Raw genomic sequence first — 19,504 nt, forward strand, 5'->3', positions numbered from 1 at the left:
TACATATCACTCAATTTCTTTGTGTAGTTTTAGATATGTTCTTAAATCGATTAAGCGCATCGTTCCAAGTTGCTATCGTAAAACCAGTATTCTTTAAACTAGATAACGATAGTATAGATTGTACCGGTCGTTTTGCTTTTTGTGGAAAAGCATCCGAGTTACATGCATTAACTGTTGTAGTTGTGTCTGCTAAAATTTCCGTTGCAAATTCATACCATGAACATGATTCGTCATTAGAAAAATGATAAACTCCACCTGGAATTTTAAAATCTCCAACAAGGTATAACATAAACCGTGCCAAGTCTTCTGAAAATGTCGGTCGACCAAATTGATCAGCAACTACATTTAATTCAGAGCGCGTCTCAGCTAGTTTCATCATTGTATAAACAAAGTTATTACCGTGAACTCCAAACACCCACGAAGTTCTGATAACGTATCCATCTTCACTTAAAATATTTTGTACGGCTTGTTCTCCAGCCAACTTAGCTTTGCCGTACTCATTCAACGGGTTAACTTGATCTGTCACTTCATACTCGGTTGTTTTTGTGCCATCGAATACATAGTCTGTGCTGACGTAAATCATTTTTGCTCCAGCTTGCTTCGCTGCTTTTGCAACATTTTCTGTACCTGTCGCATTAACAAGCCAATTCATTGCCTTCCCTTCATCTTCGGCTGCTTCAACATTGGTATAAGCAGCTGCATGTAGAATCCAGTCCGGTTTAATTCGTTGAATTGTTTCTTCAACAACTGGATAATCCGTAATATCTAAACCCTGCTTCGTAAAAGCTACAACTTCATATGATGAGGCGTCGACTAAATGAACTAAATCCGTACCTAATTGTCCATTGGCACCTGTAATTAAAATAGTTTTTTTCATTTCACGAGTTCTGCTTTTTCTTTAAGTGGACGCCACCAAGCTTCGTTTGCTAAGTACCAGTCAATTGTTTCAACAATACCTGTATCAAACGTATATTTTGGTTTCCATCCTAGTTCTGTCTCTAACTTGATTGGATCAATCGCATAACGGCGATCGTGCCCTAAACGATCTTCAACATATGTTACCAAGTCTTTCGAAACATCTAAGCGGTCAACAATTAAATCAACGATTTGATTGTTTGTTCTTTCGTTATGTCCGCCTACATTGTAAACTTCACCGGATTTACCTTTGTGGAAAACTAAATCAATTGCCGCACAATGATCGGTTACATGAAGCCAGTCACGAATATTTTCACCATCTCCATAAATCGGGAGATTCTTTTGATCCATTGCATTCGTGATCATTAATGGAATTAATTTTTCCGGGAAATGATACGGTCCATAGTTATTTGAACAGCGCGTAATATTGACATCCATACCGTATGTTTCAAAATATGAACGGACTAACATATCTGCACCAGCTTTAGAGGCTGAGTATGGGCTGTTTGGTGCAAGCGGTGTATCTTCCGTGAAGTATCCTTCAGCTCCAAGCGAACCGTACACTTCATCTGTTGAGACTTGAACATATTTCTTCAACTTGTGCTTACGAGCAGCATCTAACAGTGCCAATGTTCCTTGAATATTTGTTTCGACGAAGACTTCTGGATTCAAGATACTGCGATCCACGTGCGACTCAGCAGCAAAGTTAATGATGCCCTCTACTTTATAATCTGTAATCAGTTGATCTAACAAATCACGATCTGTGATGTTTCCTTCCACAAAAACATGTTTAGGATTATCCATTAAATCAGCCAAACTCTCTTTATTTCCTGCATAGGTTAATAAATCAAGGTTGATGATTGTATAGTCAGGATATGTATTAAGCATATGACGGACAAAGTTACTTCCAATAAATCCAGCACCACCAGTAACGATTAAATTCATTATTGTTCACTCCATTTAAAGTTATTTTCCGCATCTTTCAACATCGGGTGTTTTGTATCTTTTTCTGATAAAATTGGGTTTGATACTGGCCAATTAATGTTGAGTTCAGGATCGTCCCATTGAATACCACGATCATGTTCAGCCGAATACAATTCATCTACTTTATAAAGAACATTGACATCCTCAGTCAATGTACAAAAACCATGCGCAAAGCCTTTTGGAACAAGCAACTGACGTTTATTATGTTCACTTAAAATGAATCCTTCCCATTCTCCGTAGGTCGGTGAACCAATTCGCATATCAACCACTACATCATAGATTGCTCCTGATCCTACTCGAACGAGCTTTGTTTGTGCCTTTGGTTCCAACTGATAATGCATACCGCGTAATACCCCTGCTTCTTTAGAAAGCGAATGATTATCCTGAATAAACTCATTCGTAATACCTAAATCATGAAAACTTTGTTGGTTGTAACTTTCCATAAAAAAACCGCGATGATCGCCAAAAACGTTAGGTTCTAGTAAAAGAACGCCTTCTAATTTACTTTTTATTGCTTTCATAAAGTAAGACCTGCTTTCTTCTCAGAAGTATCTTTCACTGTTTTCGCAACATGAAGTAGGTACTGACCATAAGCATTTTTTTGTAATGGTTGCGCTAATTCAATCAACTGTCCTTTAGAAATGTACCCCATGCGATATGAGATTTCTTCAAGACAAGCGATTTTTAGTTTCTGACGCCGTTCAATTGTTTCTATAAAAGTTGATGCTTCTAATAACGACTCATGTGTCCCAGTATCAAGCCAAGCAAATCCGCGACCAAGTAATTCGACACGTAATGAATTGTCTTCAAGGTAACACTTATTTAAATCTGTAATTTCAAGTTCTCCTCTTGAAGAAGGTTTTAACGATTTAGCAAAATCCACAACTCGATTATCATAAAAATAAAGTCCAGTAATAGCGTAATTACTCTTAGCCATTTCAGGTTTTTCTTCAATTGAAATCACGTTCTGATTCTCATCAAATTCAACGACACCAAAACGTTCAGGATCGTGAACATGGTATCCGAAAACAGTTGATCCTTCTTGCAATGAAGCTGCTTTTTGAAGCAAGTCCGTAAACCCATGACCATAGTAAATGTTATCACCTAAAACAAGAGCTACTGAGTCATTACCAATAAATTCTTCCCCAATGATAAAGGCTTGGGCAAGGCCGTCAGGTGACTCTTGGACTTTGTAAGATAACGAAAGACCAAGCTCTTTTCCATCACCAAGTAGTTGTTCAAAACGTGGTGTATCTTCTGGAGTAGAAATAATTAATATCTCTTTAATTCCAGATAACATCAAAGTGGACATCGGATAGTAAATCATCGGTTTATCATATACTGGTAATAATTGTTTAGAAATTGATTTAGTAAGTGGATATAGTCTCGTTCCACTTCCTCCTGCTAAAATAATACCCTTCATAATTTTCACCTTACCTTTTTTTTATTTTTTTTATTATATATACCAATAATTTTTTATAAGAAATAATTATTAGTATTCCGACAAAAAAGTAATAAATTAAAAATTTCGAAAAACTTCCTAATTCCAAGTAAAATAAAGTTACATAAAAAATAACCGATACAGTTAAAAAGAACATATCTTTAGCGCTGTTTTTTAATTCTTTAAACTCAATTTCAGTTGAATAAATATACCAGACGATGATCACTATCAGATTTCCAACAACTAAAAATTGAACATTTTCAAATATCAAGCTTAATAGAGAATGTAAAGTGATAGAAAATATCAAAATTAAAAATGTTGTTTTCATCATCTTAAATGCTTTATTACTTACTTTGTATAAGTTGATGATTAAAATATTTATAATCATTAAATAGGGAAGAAGCATTAACATAACAAATAAATAATCAATAGACGCTTTATATTCTGGAAGTATCTTGTTAATCAGTATTTCAATTAAAAAATAACTTCCTTGAAAAAAAACTCCTGTAATTAAAAATATAGATTTGATTGTTTTTTTATCTTCTTTTCGATTAGAATTTTTTAAAAAGTTATAAAACGGTAAACTAATTGCACTCACCAAAATCATAATCATGCTTAACAAAGATGTTGCTATTGAAAAATTTGCAAATTCCCGAATACCGAAAAAAATTTGTATAGATATAGCTGTTAACGAAGTAACAAAAAGATACAATAAGTTACTTGTAAGAATTGAGATGCCTTTATTAATATTTTCTTTGAGATCCAAATAAAATTTTACTTTAAAGCCATAATTTTTATAAAAAATAACTTCAAACACACATAACATTATCAAATTCGAAACAATTAGTGTCCAAACATAATATGATACATCTATAATTTGATTAAAGGTTCCGAACAGTATAAAGCAAGTGTTAGTTATAGAATAAATAATCGTAGCTCTTGAAATTAGTTTCATGTTACCAATTGATTGATATAAGTTTTTATGAAAAAAAGATACATTTATAGGGATTAATAAAAACGATCCATATAAGAACATAAGTTCCTTTGAATATATATACATAATTAATCCAATTAAAAATATAGAAAATTGTAATAATATAAAATTAAGATGATCATTTTTTACATTATTTTTGTCTTCTTCATTTATTTTTTGAATATTGTGTCCATATTTTAATAGAATCCCATCTAAATATCCAAAATGAAACATCCCCAAAAATGTTGATATTAAAACTATTTGTCTGTAAGTTCCATAATCACTTTTCTCTAATACACCTGGTAGATGAAAGGCTACAATCAAATTACCGATTAATAAAACTATATTCGAGGTAAGTATTCTTAAAATATTATTTATTAAACTCATAACTTGTGCATTTTACCTTTTAAACCATGTATTAATCCCTTAAAAATGTATTTACTGTTTTCCTTTCTATCAACAACAAATACAATATATGTAACAACAGAAGGGATTATTTTCAATATACTCTGAAGTTTCCATTTAAAGAAAATATGTTTTTTCTTCACTAAGTGTATTTTATTTCGGTACATATAATATTTTCGAATAGGTGAATGTATCAAAATATTTTTTTGCCCTATTATTGGTATTTTTATAGTTTTTAAATTATCTCCTATTGTGTGAAACATTTCAGCATTAAAAACACCATAGAGATTGAATCCCTTTTTGATAGCTCTCATACACCATTCTGTATCAATACAGTCAATAAAAAGTGATTCATCCATCAAACCAATTTTATCCAAAGATTCAATTGACAAGAGAGTACCCGATGATATCAATAAGTCTACCTTGATGTGATTTGTTTTATGATTTTTATTTTTAAAAATTTTATTTGTTCTAAAAAATCCATATTGAATAAAAGGAAAATAATTGTTTGACCTTGTATCTATAAATCTAGGTCCTACAGCTGCTATATTACTATCTATCTTTTTTATTTGTTCAAATTCGTTATTTAAATTTCTGACCATATTCAAATCTGGATTACTATCTTGATCAAAAACAATTATCTTTTTAACTAAAGGTTTATTTTTTAAAAATTCTATTCCTTGATTTTGTGCTTTAGCTAACCCTACATTTTCGTTATTAAAGATAACTTTAATTCTTACGTCTTTACTTATAGCTTTTATTATTTCCTTACTTTCAGAATTATTATCTATTATAATTATTTCTTCACAATCATTTTTTAATTTTCCTATCAATCCATTCAAGATTTTTTCTGTTGGATTATAAGTTACTACGAGTGCACCAATATTCACTGTTCAAACTCCCCCCTGTTTAATTATTCTCAATCCATCATTAAATCCTTTATACATTTCCAAAATATATTCCTTCACATTTTCCCCCAGAAAAATATAAAACCCGACAAAAAAAATATTTTTCAAAAAATATTTAATTTTCCATTTAAATGGAATTTCTTTATAAGACATCATTACTAATGAATTTCTAACAATGTAATAATGACTTTTAGGAGAATGTATTGAAATATTAATCCATTTAAAAAACCAAATTTTTTTAGAATTTTCACCAATAGTATGCTTCATTAATGCATTACCAGACATAAAGTTTCGGAATCCACTATTTAATGCTCTAAAACACCATTCTGTGTCAACATGATAAATGAAGAAACTTTTATTCATCAAGCCAACTTTTCGAAATGTTTCTTTAGAAATTAAGCTTCCTGACGAAATTATTAGTGTTTTTTCTTCAATTACATCTGACTTTGAATAAGTAAAATTATTCCTCGAATCAACAAACTTTGGTCCAATAACTCCTATGTTTATGTTTTTTTCAATTAAAACTTTAGAATCCTTGATAAGAGTACTTACTAGGTTTGAATTAGGCAAACTATCTTGATCAAAAAAGATAAAATGCGTTATTTCATTATCAAAATTGTTCTTTACAGCTATATTTTGGGCTTCAGCGATACCTAAATTTTTATTCATCAACAAAATTTCCAAATTAGAAGTACTCTTAATTACTTTTCTTATATCTTCTTTAGTACCATTATCGACAATTACTATTTTAGAAACTTGTTTTCCTATGCTTTCAGTTAGTTTTTTTAGCACATCTAAATCTGGATTATACGTTACTATTACTGCGCATATTTTAAACAACATTTTTCTCACCGCTTCTACTTAATAATTTGATTGAAAATAAAATAAAGATATATACAATCCATTTTGTTAAAATAGTAAAATAAAAATCTGTAAAAAATTGATAGAATAAAGCTTCTAACGTCAACACATATAATACTTGAGAAAAAAATCTTCCTTGTCTAGCTCTATAGTAAACAATGCTGTGACATCCACCTAAAACAAAATTAAATACTACGACTCCAATCCATCCAAAATCTTCATAGTATGGTAACAAATAAGTGTATACATTTGTTGCATAGGGTACAAATACGAATTCTTTAACTAAACTTGATATCGGAAAATTAAAACCAATATCATTAAACCTCAGCAAGATAATCCTAAAGCTATTTATACCAAATTCATAATTGGTGACTGATGTGTTAACAACGTAATCAAAGGCTGATAAAGAACCAATAGTGTATAAAAGAAACATTTTATAAATAGTTTCTATTTTCGACTGATATGTTATTGATTCTAAGTAATTTGAATCTTGTATAAATGAGTAACCAATAAATACAATAGTAAAAAAAACACTACTCAAAGTAATTGCTTTAATAAAACTAATTTTTTTATTCAATATTGATAAAAAAATTAGGCTGATCAAAAAACCAATTAAAAAATTTCTTGCACTAAATAACAAAACGTAAGACATAGAAATGAGCAAGTTTAGAGCAAAAATAACTTTAAAATAATGATTTTTTCTATCAAATTTCTTTTCTGTTTTTAAAATTTTATTTAAAGACAATAAACAACTTACTATTGCCACCCACATAAATATTGCATAACTTGATAATTCACCATCTAATTTTGCAGCTCCTATAGTATCACTGTAACTTATTAGATTACTAAAACTAGAAACACTATATAATTTAATTAAAAAAGAAGGAAAAAATATCAAGTTAAATAATGTTAAAATAAACATTACTTTTAAATTAAGGTTTCTTTTTAAAGAAAGATCTTCAGAAGTTTTTTTAAAATCCAAGATTTTTATAACTATAAACGAAGTAATTGTAAAAGATATGTTACCCAATAATATTATTAAGAGTGTTTTAAATTGTAACTCTCTGTATTCTCCCCCTAATATTCCGTATATCGTAATTACAATTGACCATAATATAGATTGCAAAAAAGCCGGATATAAAAAATCTTTTTTTACAAAAAAGTTAAAAACAACTAAAAACCAACTGAATATTATGAATAAGATGATCATTTTTCAACCTCAAATTCTTTGCTATTCTTTTTCATGAGTATAAATTTTGATGCTTGATTATATTATTTTTTAATGAATAAACTGACTTAACTCTTTCAAGATTATATTTTTTCTCCGCGTTCATTTCATCCTTATTGTTCATGTAAAATAAAATCTTTTTTGTAACATCTTCTGATTGTTCAAATATATTATTAGAGTTTCCAATTACTTCTGTTGTTCCACCAGCATCTGTAGAAAACACAACTGTTTTTCTGCTCATTGCTTCAACTAAAGTACGACCAAATGATTCTGTATTTGTCTTCGAAGTCAATATAAAGAAATCTAAATCATAATAAAAATTATTCATTTCCTCTAAATTTAGATTTATGTAACCGTCAAAATTTCCATTAGTTATTTTTTCGATTTTTTTAAACATTTCTATTGTTTCTTTTTCAGATGTTTTATCTAAACATCCGATTGCCATTTTCACTTTAACATTTTTTGTATCTCTATACACTTTTTCGATTATTTCTACGGCTAACGGCCAGTTTTTCCAATCACAGTATCTTCCAGCAAATCCAATAACATATTCATCAGTAATTTTAATTTTTTTCATGTCATCAAATTTTTCGAATAAGTCCCCTGCCGTATTTTCTATAACTTTAATTTCTCCGCGAAAACTGTTTCTATTCTTTAAAGCCTTTTCCCAATCCAATTTGTTATATTCTGTAGTAGTAATAAGTAAATCAGTATTTTTCAAGAATAAGTAGAATATTCTTTTGAAAAACAGATTATATTTTCTGTATAATCCTCTTTCAGTGTGTACAACCACTAAGTTATTATTTTTTAAAGATTTAAATTTAATGAGCATACCGATTATAAAAAAGCTAACTTGTGCTTGAGTATGAATAATATTTGGATTGATCTCGTTTATAATCTTTTTGGTATCTAAAATATACTTTATAAATAAAAATGGATTTTTTATTAATTTTTTCAATCTATCTTGTTCGGACAAATATTTATAATTAATTCCACTTATAGGTTTTATTGTATCTCCAGGCTGTATTACATGAAATTCGAAATGATTTTTCAAATTTTTCAAAATGATTTTAGTTGATTCTTGCTCTCCACCAACTGTTTCGAGATTATTATCTCCCATTATCAGAATTTTTCTTTTCACTTTGTTACTCTCCTTGACTCAGTAATTTTTATACTCTCAGAGAAACTGATTTTATTATATTCATAATCGTAATTAGACATTTTTTGCTCATAATAAAGATCACCAAAGATTTTGTTTATATAACTATACTTGTGCGATAAATAATTTATTATTTTATTCAGACCATCTAAAAATAGTATATTTCTTTTATTGCTCTTAGCTATTTCTTTAACTAAGAAGCTAGTTCCAATTATCTCTTTATTCTGTGGATGAAAATGTCCATCGATTTTTCCATCTAAAATGTAATATATAAAATCACATAAGTTTTCAATATATATCATACTTTTTTTATTCTGAATTTGAGGAAAGATTGGTGTTTTTTTTGCTAGAGTAGATAATTTATTATAGTTTCCTTTTGATTCTTTTCCGTATACCATTGGAGGTCGCACAATTGAAATATTGAATTCATTATCTCGTAGTTGAAGAATTAAATTTTCTGCTTCTAGTTTACTTTTTCCATAATCACTACTTGGTTTAGGAACAGTACTTTTATTTATTTGACCATGATTATTTCTACAATCTCCATAAACAATAACGCTACTCATAAATATAAAATGCTTTACTTGATCTTTTTTCGCTTTTTTGGCAACTTCATATGAAAGATCTCGATTTATTTTATAATATTCATTTGTTAATTTTTTATCATTAGAAACATGAGCAATACCAGCAAGATGTAGTATAGAATCATACTTAGTAAAATCAACATCTCGCCATGCTTCACTTCTTAAAGAAATATAATCTAATTCAATATCTTTATTATTTGATTTAATCCACTCTTTAAATTTACAACCTATATAGCCTTTTTTTCCTGTAACAAGAACCTTTTTCATCACTTTTTTTACTCCTTCGTACTTGCAACTTCTTTTACAGCAATCTTTCCTGTGCCACCTTCAACTACTCCATCACTTTTCAGAACACTAAAAATTGTTGCAATGAAACAACGTGTATCCATCAGAATCCCCATTCGTTGAACATACTCTCCATCAAGCTTGGCTTTGATATCAATCGGTAGTTCATCACGACCATTGATTTGTGCCCAACCTGTCAAACCAGGTAATGTATCATTGGCTTGATACTTATCACGTTCATCGATTAAGTCGTATTGATTCCATAAAGCCGGACGTGGTCCCACGAATGCCATCTCACCTTTCAAAATGTTAAAGAGCTGTGGTAATTCATCGAGGCTTGTTTTCCGTAGAATTTTACCAACACGTGTAATGTATACATCTGGATCTGCCAACAAATGAGTTGGAGTATCATTTGGTGTTTCAATATACATCGTTCGGAATTTTAGAATGTTAAAATGATTTTTATTTAGACCAACTCGTTTTTGCTTAAAAAACACTGGACCTCGTGATTCGATCTTAATTGCAGCCATGATCAGAATAAAAACAGGAATTAAAACGAAACAAGCAACAAGGGCAATCGAAAATCCCAGGGGACGTTTGATTTTTAAGTAATTCAAATTTCATTCCTCCTTTTTATATACGGTTTATCAAACTAAGTTTTCTTCACGCACAACCACATCATTCGCAATATCAAGTAAGACCGTTCTTAATTGCAGTGGTACATTCTTATGGCGATCCACTACATTCAAAATATTCATAACTGGTTCTTTTTGTCGCGTTCGACCGACAAAGATTTTTGGATAAATTGCTTCCGGGTCCACTTCGCCGTCTTTTAGTAATTCTTCATACATTTTTTCCCCCGGGCGAATCCCTGAGAACACAATTGGCATTTCGTCTTCTGTAAAACCACTCAGTTCAATCATATTTTTCGCAAGATCCACAATCTTGACCGGTTCACCCATATCAAGGACAAACACTTCTCCACCATCCGCTAAGATACCGGCTTGAATGACTAAACGGCTAGCTTCCGGGATTGTCATGAAGAAACGTGTCATCTCTGGATGAGTGACGGTAACCGGTCCACCTGCTAAAATTTGTGACTTGAAGAGTGGAATAACCGATCCACGACTACCCAGTACATTTCCGAAACGAACGACCGCAAATTTTGTTTTACTGCGACGTCCCAGTTCCTGAACAACCATTTCGGCAATCCGTTTTGTTGAGCCCATGACGTTCGTCGGGTTCACGGCTTTATCAGTTGAGATCATGACAAAGCGTTCTGCTTCGAATAAATCAGCCACTTCAGCGACATTTTTTGTTCCGTATACATTATTTTTGACGGATTCGTACGGATTTGCTTCCATTAACGGAACATGCTTATGGGCCGCTGCATGGAAAACAACCTGTGGCTTATGTGTCGCAAACACTTCTTCCAGTCGCGTTCGATCTTGAACGTCGGCAATGATGGGGACTAAGTTAATCGGAAACTGAAGTCCACGTAGTTCTCGTTCAATCAGGTAAATACTGTTTTCTCCATGACCAAGTAGTAAAATCGTTGTTGGATTAAATTGAATGACTTGTCGGCAAATTTCTGATCCAATCGATCCGCCGGCTCCAGTCACAAGGACTGTTCGTCCTTCAATTTCTGATTTAATTCCTGAAATATCGAGTTCGACCGGCTCACGACCCAGCAAATCCTCAATGGAAACATCACGAATCGCACTGACAGAAACCTTACCTGTAATCAACTCCTCAATCATTGGCAACGTTTGGACGTTTTTACAAAGCGTTTTCGCTTCCGTGATTAGTTCAATCCGTCGTTGTTGTGTTAATGATGGAATTGCAAGGACAATCGCTTCAATCTGGTGTTTTTCAATGACAGATTTTAAATTTTTTGTTGTTCCAACAACTTCAATCCCTTGAATCATGAAATGCATATTTTTAGGGTCATCGTCCAAAAAAGCAACAGGCTTTAACTCATGAAACGGTGACGCGTACAATTGTCGAACTAACGAACGTCCGGCTCGACCAGCTCCAATTACAAGCGTGCGTTTACGTGACTTGACCATCCGGCGAGGTAATGCATATTTGCGCCAATGTTGACCAATTCCAAGTAAGCGTAAGGCCACACGAATCGCACCAAGCAGCAATAGCGAAATACAAAAACTAAGAATTGTGATCCGTTCGAGCACTTGTCCAAACACAAAATTCTGATAGACCATTAAGCCAATCGAACTTGCACCAAGTGACAACGATAAAGTCAGTGCCTCCTGAATACTTGCATACTTCCAGTTGACACGGTACAGCTTCATTAAGAAAGCCAATGTGACGAACAACAAAGCAAAGACAGCAGCTGATTGCAATAACAACTGACTATCAATGAGTTCAAACAATTCTTTAGGATATAAGAAAAAATAAGTAAATCCCATCGCAAGCCCTAAAGCTACGGCATCAATACAAGCTAACGTCAGGGTTCGGTAATAATAGTAGAATTTCAAAAAGCAGTCTCCTTTCTGTTTATGATTGGTGAAAAGTACTTAGACAAGTGAAGATGCTTTTGCTCGTTCTGCCAGTAATTCTTCCATCATCTTGGCCACATCGTCTCCAAGATCATCGCGTTTCAAGGCAAATTCGAGTGTCGTTTGAATGAAACCCAGTTTTTCCCCGACATCATAACGCTTTCCGTCGAATTCGTAGGCAAAGACCCGTTGCATTTCATTGAGTCGCGTAATCGCATCGGTCAATTGAATTTCACCGCCCGATCCGACCTTTTGTGTTTCTAAGTATTTAAAAATTTCCGGTGTCAATAAATAGCGGCCTAAAATTGCTAAATTCGATGGCGCTGTTCCTGGTGCTGGTTTTTCAACAAACGATTTTACCTTATGTAAGTGCTCTGAGATGCTTGTGCTTGGATCAACTATTCCATAACGGTGCGTATCTTTATCCGCAACCGGTTGTACACCGATAATGGAACTATTCGTAATCTCATACTGTTCAATTAGCTGCCGTGTACATGGTACTTCTGCTTGCACAATATCATCACCGAGCATGACAACAAACGGTTCATTGCCGATGAAGGCTTTTGCTTGGAGAATCGCGTCTCCGAGACCTTTCGGCTTTGATTGACGAATAAAATGGATGTTAATGTTAGTTGTCGCTTCAACGAGATGTAACAACTCTGATTTATTTTTGGCGATCAAGTTCGCCTCCAGTTCCGGAACGGAATCAAAATGATCCTCAATCGCGCGTTTCCCTTTACCGGTAATAATTAAAATATCTTCAATCCCCGATTCAATCGCTTCTTCAATGATATATTGAATCGTCGGCTTATCGACGATCGGCAACATTTCCTTCGGCATCGCTTTGGTTGCCGGTAAAAAACGTGTGCCAAGTCCAGCAGCTGGAATAACCGCTTTTTTTACACGATTCATGAAATCAACTCCCAGTTCTAATTTCAGATTCCCATAATATAATCAATTTGGCATTCTTTATGTAAATTAAGATAACACATCCATTGCTATTTATTCCATAAAGTTTTCCAATTGTTGATATTGTAAGCGTTAACATAGAAAAAAGAGAGTGTCTTTTCACTCTCTTTACATTTTCTTCACATTAAACCCTTTATACCCACTGACCCTTCCAGTTCTTTTCGACTGGATTTGGAGGATTTATCGTCACGAGTTGATTTAGAAGAACTGCTTCATTGTTCTCATAAATTTCTTCGTACAACCAGTCTTCTAATTCATGCTCCAAATACTTTCGGCATTGTTCCCAATAGAACGGACGTTTTTCAGTATGGTGGGCGTCGGACGCCACAAGATGGGCCAGTCCGTTTTCGAGTAAGGCAACGGCAAACCGTTGGACGTCTTTGCCGTACTTTCCGATCAGACTGGCACAGGTCACCTGGCTGATCGCCCCATTTGAAATCAAGTCAAACAGAAACGTTGGATTTTGAATGATCGCTTTGTTTTTTTCCGGATGAGCGATGACGGGAACGTAACCGTCAGAAATTAATTCGGCAAACACTTGTCGCGCATAGGACGGGATTCCGGTCGAAGGAAATTCAATCAGTAAATAACGTGAATCCGCAAGTGGCAACGCCATACCCTTTTGAACTTCTTCAATCAAATCACCCGTCAAACGAATTTCATGTCCCGGATATACGGTGATTGGAATACTTCGCTGATGGAACAGGACGTTTAGTTCATCGACATTCAGTTTTACATCGACGTCTTCCGTCTCGAACTGCGGATGAAACAGGTGCGGTGTCGCAATGATTCGTGTGACCCCTTCACTTGCTGCCTGCTCCGCCAGCTTTAACATTTGCTCGACACTCGCCGGACCGTCATCGACCAGCGGTAAAAGATGACAATGAAGATCAACCATGATGGCACCCCTTATTCATAGGAATAATAGTATTGATACGCTGAATCATCCGTCAGTTCACGACGGTTCAAGACAACACCGAGGATCTTCGCTTCGGCCAGTTCGAGTTGTTCTTTGGCCTTCAAAACACGTTGACGATCTGACGTCATACAGCTGACGACAAGGACGACACCATCTGTCAATTTAGACGTGATCCGGCTATCGGCCACTTGAAGTAATGGCGGTGCATCCAGGATGATGACATGATATTCTTCCCGTAATTTCAAAATGAGGTTTTCCATCGCCTTAGACGATAATAATTCAGCCGGGTTCGGCGGGATTGGTCCTGCCGTCAAGATCGATAAATTTTCGACTTTTGTCGGAAGAATGGCTTTTTCAAGCTCGGCTTGTCGTGTCAGCAAACTGGATAATCCCAGACCGTTAGCAACCCGGAACGTATAATGAACCGTCGGACGACGCATATCGGTATCGATGATCAGGACCTTTTTTCCTTGCTGGGCATATGCGACTGCGAGATTCGAAGAAGTCGTAGACTTCCCTTCACTTTGTGTCGCTGATGTCACAAGCATGACCTGAATCTCTTTATCGACTGCCATGAATTCGATATTTGTCCGGATTGTCCGGTATTGCTCTGCAATCGGCGACTTCGGTTGAGTGACCGTAATCAGATTACGGGCATCTTTATTCATCTTATTTTTCTTAGCCATATTGTTTTGCCGCCTCTCTTTTTGTTGCTTTCGCTGATGACTTGAAGACTTTGCTGTCAATATCCGGGATACTTCCTAGAACAGGCAAGTCAAGAATTTGTTGCACTTGTTCCTCTGTGCGGATTCGACGATCGAGTACTTCACGTAAGAAAGCAAGTCCTACACCTAATAAGAAGCCAACCACTGCGGCGATTGCTGTATTCAAAATGATATTTGGGCTGACCGGAGCAGTCGGAATGCCTGAAACAGATAATACTTTGACGTTATCGACGTTCATCAGTTCCGTGATGTCTTCACTAAAGACTTTCGCAACGGAGTTTGCAACGTTTGACGCAAGGGCGGCATCCGTATTTTGGACAGAGACGTTGATAACCTGGGAATTTTGTTCACTCTCGACAGTAATCATATTGTTCAAAGCACCGATATTGTCAGGTGCGTTTTCGACTTCTGCTTGAACTTTTTCTAAGATAGCGGGACTCTTGATAATGACACGGTATGTATTGACAAGTGTGACGGACGATTGGACTTGCGAAGCATCAATCACATCGTTTTCCTGTTTTTTCGGTGTGACCAAAATTTGCGTACCGGCTTGATACGTCGGTTTGATCAAAAAGGTACTGACGGCAAATGAGATGACGGCTGCGACGATGGTCAGTGCGAGAATCCGCCAAAGCGATTTTCTCAAAATTGAAAATAGTTCTTGTAAGCTGATCGTTTCATTCATGGTTTGATTATTCTCCTTTATTTGTCTAATACGGTGTCTTTTTTCATCAACTAGAACTCAGTATAACAAAAAATTGGGAAATGGTTGATTAAATTTCAGGAAATAACATACGTTTTTTGAAATTTGTTGCGTATAATAAAGAATGACATGTTTCTTTTTACATGAATTTCCGGATATCAACATAGGAGGAAGATCTTCATGCATCGCTCTCTACAAGCCCTTCAATACTATACATCGCACTCGGAAGAAGACATCCGTCGCCTTCATGAACGGATTCGTTTAAGCTTTGCTTCGACAGAATCGTTAACGGATACGATGATTCGTTTGACAGGCCAGACACCACTTGTTCCGTTCAAGCAGGATACAGTAACCGCCGACGAATGGTCAGCTTTTTTAGCCGGCAAACATCATGAAGCATTAGCTGATTTTTACGGAACACTCGTGGCTCGTCCGATTCTTGAGGAAGATGGCCCTGTCGAACCTAAAGAGGACATCGAAATTGCTCCAGCCTTATCGCGGACGCACCGTGAACCAGAAGCATCACGCAGAAAGAAAATCAAAACAAGACCCGAACCTCGCTCTAAACGAAAAATTCCATGGGGATGGATCGCCTTACTGCTTCTTTGTTTCTTCCTCGGCGCCGGCGGGACGTATGTCTATTCGAATTACATCGCGTCTCCCGACACAAAACCGAAATCATCCGTCGAACAACCGGTGACGGTTGAAAAATCCGAGGAAAAGACTGAGGAAGAAACACCCGATGTGAAAGCAGAACCTGACGTTCTTTACGTCAAAACCCGTAACACGAACATTTACAGTGACTCTGGTCTAACCGATACTCTTTACGAAGCCGACTTTGGTGATGGATACCGGATTCTTGAAACAACGGATACCGTCAGCAAAATCGAATTGACAGACGAATTGACCGGATACATCAAAACGGTGGATACGACAAAATCACTGAAAGAAGATGCAATTGCCGACGAATCGTTATTAACATGGGTCGGTGATAATCTCGATACAAGCTTCGTTACTGAGACGCTCATTGACCTTATCGGCAAATCTGCCGAAGATTTAAATAGTGCTTATGGTCCACCGGAACGGACGTTTTCTGACGAAGTAAACACGTATCTGTTCTACGGTAATCATTTCTTTACACTCCAAAATGATAAAGTCATTGCGATTGACTGGTCAGAAACAGCAATCACAAATGCTGAACTAGCTACCCTTGCGCCGCTTCAACTGGAAACGGAGACGACTGGTCTTGTCACAAGTAATTCTTACCGTCTGCAACGGTTTGAACAAACAGAAACAAGTACCAGCCGCGTGCGTTTGGCTGAACAAAATTTATAACATGATGAAACGCAAAGGGACAATCCGAAAAATGGATTGTCCCTTTTGTTTACTCCAGACCAAGCGAGTAACGTAATGCGGTTTTCGTTTGGGCCAGTGAATCATCAGTCGGATGCCAGTAATAAATGCCATCCGCTTCTTTTCCACCTGTTCCTTCAAGCTTTAAATTCTTTTGGTTTTTAAACGCATCCATATAATCAAAGGCAAGCGTCCGCATCGGTTTGAACGATACATTCGTCTGAGCGTTTTTACCGACGACATCCATGATTGCATTGAATTTACTGACAGAAACGTCCGATGATAATTTGGCGACGACTTGTTCAATGACTTGGCGTTGGCGCATTTGACGACCAAAATCTCCACGTGGATCTTCATAACGCATCCGTGTATATTTTAAGGCTTCGTCCCCGTTTAAGTTGATTTTTCCGACCGTGAACTGTTTATCGCCTACTTTAAAATCTAAGTCATTATTGACGGTCACTCCACCAACGGCATCAACGAGTGAAGTGAAACCTTCCATGTTGATTTCCGCATAGTAGTTGATTGGAATATCGAGGAACTTCTCAACGGTTTTGATCGCCATCTCCGGTCCGCCGAACGAATAAGCATGGTTGATTTTATCGTTTGTCCCGCGACCGACAATCTCGACTTTCGTATCCCGTGGAATACTGATCAAACGGCTTTCGTTTTGCGTCGGGTTGAGCGTCATGATCATGATTGAGTCACTCCGCCCCCGCTCGCCCGGACGTTGATCGACTCCAAGTAACAAGACTGACACCGGTTTTTGTTTTTCGACGACTTCGTCCCCTGTATTTTTAACCGGCGACTGAATCTTTTTGACGGTTTGATCAACCTGATAATACGTGTAGCCGATAAACCCTCCGATTCCGACGACCAGTACTAGAGCGATTAACAGCATAACCTTTAACGGCGTCCACCGCTTTTTGACTTTCTTTCTTTTTTTGACACGTTCCACTTTCCCACGTTCCCTTCTATTATACGTTGCTTGTTTCCTATGTAACTTCATCAGTTCTCGTTACTATCGGTCAAATAAAAACGATCTTACAGTCGAGTATACTGAAAATCGCGGACGAATTGTCAAAAACGGGAAAAGATGAAAAAAAGAGTCTACCGGTTGGCAGACTCTTTCGTCTAGATTAATATGACATTTGACTTGAGACGACGTACGTTTTCTTTTTTGCATTGTATTCGAGCATGACAAATTTTTTCTGTTTTGTCGAAGTCGGGAAGACATATGTTTTAAACTCTGATTTAATCGCAAGTCCTAAATCGATCTCCTGCTTCGTTTGGACAGATGTCATATCAATTGAATCCAGTCCTGTCCATTCGCCTAATCCTTTTCCTGACAATACACCATCCAATTGTTTTTCAGTCATTCCTGTTTTAATTTTCGCGCCTTTTGCAAGTTTCATCTTACTTTCACGCGCGCCTGTCGAAGAGTCACGGAACAGATCAAGCGACTTCGATGTCAAACGATAAACCGAACTATTTTTCTTCGTCATGAACATCAGCGTCGTAATATCAGAAGGCACGATTTCCTTTTTGTCATAAAAACTATAAATCGTCGTCTTTTGACCTTGTGTCGTGCTCGTCGCCTCTGCTTTTTGTTTGAGGACGGTCATTCCGTTCTTTTTCGTTAATTGTTTTTTATAGTCTTTTCCGTAAAGAACTTTTGCCGCCTGTTCAATCGTCATCCCATTCTTCAATGTCTTGAATTGCGTCGTTACCTTTGTTTCTTGTTTCGTTGCCGCTTCTGCTGTTCCGGCGATCAGTGTTGATCCGGCGATTAATGCCGCGATTGTGAGTTTACCAAATGTTGTTGTCATGTCTATTCGCTCTTTTCTGTTTTAGGATTAGTAGAGTTCTTGCGTACTCGAGATGGTTTCCATCCAATCGACACGATAGGTTTTTTTCTTTGAATCGAATGTCATATGGACTTGTAACCGTTTCTTCGGATGATTCGTTTGGAAAATATAAATCTTCGTCTTGCCTTCTCCTAGACCCATTTTTTTCAGCTCTTGTTTGGAAAAGCTATGACTGAAGTCTGTTGTCGACCATCTCATCCAGTCACCGAGACCTTTTCCTGTCAATACGTTGTCGAGCTGCTGCTCCGTCATATCGTACTGGACCCGTTTGCCTCGTTTGAGTTGTCGATCACTTTGCCGGACGCCCATCGGATTTTCTCCACTGAAATCAAGGGACCTTACTGCCAAACGGTAGACTTTATCGTTCGGCTTAGCTGCAAACAAAAAGGTCATATAGTTTTTTTCCTCTTTGCCGGGAACGAAGTACACTGTGAAGTCTAAATCCTTAGACGTCTCTTCTTTTGGTGACTTTTCCTTTAGAATCGTTCGTCCATTCTTTTTCGTCAGATGTTTTTTATAGGTTTTGCCATACCGCTGTTTCGCAAACTCGGTAATCATCATGCCTGGCTTATATTTCGTAAAATCCGTCGTGACTTGTTTCTCCTGTTTGGTGGCTGCACCGACCGGGCTGCTGATTACAGTCCAAGTTAACAACGTTATCAAGACTACATATTTCCATAATCCTCTTGGCATGAAAGACTGCCC

General features: G+C 36.0%; 20 protein-coding genes. 1 reads left to right on the top strand and 19 read right to left on the bottom strand.

Going from position 1 to position 19,504, the window contains the following annotated elements:
* Window positions 1–10: 10 nt before the first annotated feature.
* The 16 genes from rfbD to KNP91_RS09260 form a co-directional block, all read right to left on the bottom strand.
* Window positions 11–877, bottom strand: a complete 867-nt coding sequence (rfbD, locus tag KNP91_RS09185; RefSeq protein WP_214849798.1) for a dTDP-4-dehydrorhamnose reductase — start codon at window positions 875–877, stop codon at window positions 11–13.
* The gene (gene rfbB / locus KNP91_RS09190; RefSeq protein WP_214849800.1) at window positions 874–1,860 is read right to left on the bottom strand and encodes a dTDP-glucose 4,6-dehydratase; all 987 of its coding nucleotides are present in this window, start codon (window positions 1,858–1,860) and stop codon (window positions 874–876) included. The genes rfbD and rfbB overlap by 4 nt, the downstream gene beginning before the upstream one ends.
* Complete coding sequence (gene rfbC / locus KNP91_RS09195) at window positions 1,860–2,420, bottom strand: dTDP-4-dehydrorhamnose 3,5-epimerase (protein WP_214849802.1); 561 nt, start codon at window positions 2,418–2,420, stop codon at window positions 1,860–1,862. Before rfbC ends, rfbB begins: the two co-directional genes overlap by 1 nt.
* Window positions 2,417–3,322 (bottom strand): glucose-1-phosphate thymidylyltransferase RfbA, encoded by a 906-nt coding sequence (gene rfbA / locus KNP91_RS09200; protein ID WP_214849804.1) that lies wholly within the window; start codon window positions 3,320–3,322, stop codon window positions 2,417–2,419. Before rfbA ends, rfbC begins: the two co-directional genes overlap by 4 nt.
* A gap of 10 nt (window positions 3,323–3,332) precedes the next feature.
* Window positions 3,333–4,700, bottom strand: a complete 1,368-nt coding sequence (locus KNP91_RS09205) for a polysaccharide biosynthesis protein (protein ID WP_214849806.1) — start codon at window positions 4,698–4,700, stop codon at window positions 3,333–3,335.
* Window positions 4,697–5,608 carry a glycosyltransferase family 2 protein gene (locus KNP91_RS09210; protein WP_214849807.1) on the bottom strand — a complete coding sequence of 304 codons (912 nt, stop codon included), beginning with the start codon at window positions 5,606–5,608 and terminating at the stop codon, window positions 4,697–4,699. Before KNP91_RS09210 ends, KNP91_RS09205 begins: the two co-directional genes overlap by 4 nt.
* A gap of 3 nt (window positions 5,609–5,611) precedes the next feature.
* Complete coding sequence (locus KNP91_RS09215; RefSeq protein WP_214849808.1) at window positions 5,612–6,469, bottom strand: glycosyltransferase family 2 protein; 858 nt, start codon at window positions 6,467–6,469, stop codon at window positions 5,612–5,614.
* Window positions 6,459–7,697, bottom strand: a complete 1,239-nt coding sequence (locus KNP91_RS09220) for an O-antigen polymerase (protein WP_214849810.1) — start codon at window positions 7,695–7,697, stop codon at window positions 6,459–6,461. Before KNP91_RS09220 ends, KNP91_RS09215 begins: the two co-directional genes overlap by 11 nt.
* A gap of 31 nt (window positions 7,698–7,728) precedes the next feature.
* Complete coding sequence (locus tag KNP91_RS09225) at window positions 7,729–8,856, bottom strand: glycosyltransferase family 4 protein (protein WP_353048723.1); 1,128 nt, start codon at window positions 8,854–8,856, stop codon at window positions 7,729–7,731.
* The gene (locus tag KNP91_RS09230; RefSeq protein WP_214849812.1) at window positions 8,853–9,725 is read right to left on the bottom strand and encodes an NAD-dependent epimerase/dehydratase family protein; all 873 of its coding nucleotides are present in this window, start codon (window positions 9,723–9,725) and stop codon (window positions 8,853–8,855) included. The genes KNP91_RS09225 and KNP91_RS09230 overlap by 4 nt, the downstream gene beginning before the upstream one ends.
* An 8-nt stretch (window positions 9,726–9,733) precedes the next feature.
* On the bottom strand, window positions 9,734–10,360 hold the full coding sequence (locus KNP91_RS09235) for a sugar transferase (protein WP_214849813.1): 627 nt from the start codon (window positions 10,358–10,360) through the stop codon (window positions 9,734–9,736).
* Between the two features lie 30 nt (window positions 10,361–10,390).
* Window positions 10,391–12,241 carry a nucleoside-diphosphate sugar epimerase/dehydratase gene (locus KNP91_RS09240; RefSeq protein ID WP_214849815.1) on the bottom strand — a complete coding sequence of 617 codons (1,851 nt, stop codon included), beginning with the start codon at window positions 12,239–12,241 and terminating at the stop codon, window positions 10,391–10,393.
* A gap of 39 nt (window positions 12,242–12,280) precedes the next feature.
* Complete coding sequence (galU, locus tag KNP91_RS09245; RefSeq protein ID WP_214849817.1) at window positions 12,281–13,174, bottom strand: UTP--glucose-1-phosphate uridylyltransferase GalU; 894 nt, start codon at window positions 13,172–13,174, stop codon at window positions 12,281–12,283.
* 190 nt (window positions 13,175–13,364) lie between these two features.
* The gene (locus KNP91_RS09250; protein WP_214849819.1) at window positions 13,365–14,129 is read right to left on the bottom strand and encodes a tyrosine-protein phosphatase; all 765 of its coding nucleotides are present in this window, start codon (window positions 14,127–14,129) and stop codon (window positions 13,365–13,367) included.
* A gap of 11 nt (window positions 14,130–14,140) precedes the next feature.
* Window positions 14,141–14,836, bottom strand: coding sequence for a CpsD/CapB family tyrosine-protein kinase (locus KNP91_RS09255; protein ID WP_026830246.1), 696 nt, complete (start codon window positions 14,834–14,836; stop codon window positions 14,141–14,143).
* Complete coding sequence (locus KNP91_RS09260) at window positions 14,829–15,560, bottom strand: YveK family protein (protein ID WP_214849823.1); 732 nt, start codon at window positions 15,558–15,560, stop codon at window positions 14,829–14,831. Before KNP91_RS09260 ends, KNP91_RS09255 begins: the two co-directional genes overlap by 8 nt.
* Window positions 15,561–15,758: 198 nt before the next feature.
* On the opposite strand from KNP91_RS09260, the gene KNP91_RS09265 reads away from it, so the two are divergent.
* Window positions 15,759–16,913: a hypothetical protein gene (locus KNP91_RS09265; RefSeq protein ID WP_214849826.1), complete on the top strand. Its 1,155-nt coding sequence runs from the start codon at window positions 15,759–15,761 to the stop codon at window positions 16,911–16,913.
* A 49-nt stretch (window positions 16,914–16,962) separates the two neighbouring features.
* On the opposite strand, the gene KNP91_RS09270 is transcribed toward KNP91_RS09265, so the two are convergent.
* From KNP91_RS09270 to KNP91_RS09280, 3 genes are all read right to left on the bottom strand, one after another.
* Window positions 16,963–17,889 carry an LCP family glycopolymer transferase gene (locus tag KNP91_RS09270; RefSeq protein ID WP_214849828.1) on the bottom strand — a complete coding sequence of 309 codons (927 nt, stop codon included), beginning with the start codon at window positions 17,887–17,889 and terminating at the stop codon, window positions 16,963–16,965.
* A gap of 181 nt (window positions 17,890–18,070) precedes the next feature.
* Complete coding sequence (locus KNP91_RS09275) at window positions 18,071–18,760, bottom strand: hypothetical protein (protein WP_214849830.1); 690 nt, start codon at window positions 18,758–18,760, stop codon at window positions 18,071–18,073.
* Window positions 18,761–18,787: 27 nt separating this feature from the next.
* Window positions 18,788–19,492: a hypothetical protein gene (locus KNP91_RS09280; RefSeq protein WP_214849832.1), complete on the bottom strand. Its 705-nt coding sequence runs from the start codon at window positions 19,490–19,492 to the stop codon at window positions 18,788–18,790.
* Between the last annotated feature and the right edge of the window lie 12 nt (window positions 19,493–19,504).

Source organism: Exiguobacterium sp. s138 (genome assembly GCF_018618775.1).
GTDB lineage: Bacteria > Bacillota > Bacilli > Exiguobacteriales > Exiguobacteriaceae > Exiguobacterium_A > Exiguobacterium_A artemiae.

Bases quoted from the DNA above. Each gene is read 5' to 3' on its own strand.
- rfbA (WP_214849804.1), bottom strand. From the start codon at position 3,322: ATGAAGGGTATTATTTTAGCAGGAGGAAGTGGAACGAGACTATATCCA.
- rfbD (WP_214849798.1), bottom strand. From the start codon at position 877: ATGAAAAAAACTATTTTAATTACAGGTGCCAATGGACAATTAGGTACG.
- KNP91_RS09250 (WP_214849819.1), bottom strand. From the start codon at position 14,129: ATGGTTGATCTTCATTGTCATCTTTTACCGCTGGTCGATGACGGTCCG.
- KNP91_RS09265 (WP_214849826.1), top strand. From the start codon at position 15,759: ATGCATCGCTCTCTACAAGCCCTTCAATACTATACATCGCACTCGGAA.
- rfbB (WP_214849800.1), bottom strand. From the start codon at position 1,860: ATGAATTTAATCGTTACTGGTGGTGCTGGATTTATTGGAAGTAACTTT.
- KNP91_RS09260 (WP_214849823.1), bottom strand. From the start codon at position 15,560: ATGAATGAAACGATCAGCTTACAAGAACTATTTTCAATTTTGAGAAAA.
- KNP91_RS09205 (WP_214849806.1), bottom strand. From the start codon at position 4,700: ATGAGTTTAATAAATAATATTTTAAGAATACTTACCTCGAATATAGTT.
- KNP91_RS09220 (WP_214849810.1), bottom strand. From the start codon at position 7,697: ATGATCATCTTATTCATAATATTCAGTTGGTTTTTAGTTGTTTTTAAC.
- KNP91_RS09280 (WP_214849832.1), bottom strand. From the start codon at position 19,492: ATGCCAAGAGGATTATGGAAATATGTAGTCTTGATAACGTTGTTAACT.
- KNP91_RS09215 (WP_214849808.1), bottom strand. From the start codon at position 6,469: ATGTTGTTTAAAATATGCGCAGTAATAGTAACGTATAATCCAGATTTA.
- KNP91_RS09230 (WP_214849812.1), bottom strand. From the start codon at position 9,725: ATGAAAAAGGTTCTTGTTACAGGAAAAAAAGGCTATATAGGTTGTAAA.
- rfbC (WP_214849802.1), bottom strand. From the start codon at position 2,420: ATGAAAGCAATAAAAAGTAAATTAGAAGGCGTTCTTTTACTAGAACCT.
- KNP91_RS09255 (WP_026830246.1), bottom strand. From the start codon at position 14,836: ATGGCTAAGAAAAATAAGATGAATAAAGATGCCCGTAATCTGATTACG.
- galU (WP_214849817.1), bottom strand. From the start codon at position 13,174: ATGAATCGTGTAAAAAAAGCGGTTATTCCAGCTGCTGGACTTGGCACA.
- KNP91_RS09275 (WP_214849830.1), bottom strand. From the start codon at position 18,760: ATGACAACAACATTTGGTAAACTCACAATCGCGGCATTAATCGCCGGA.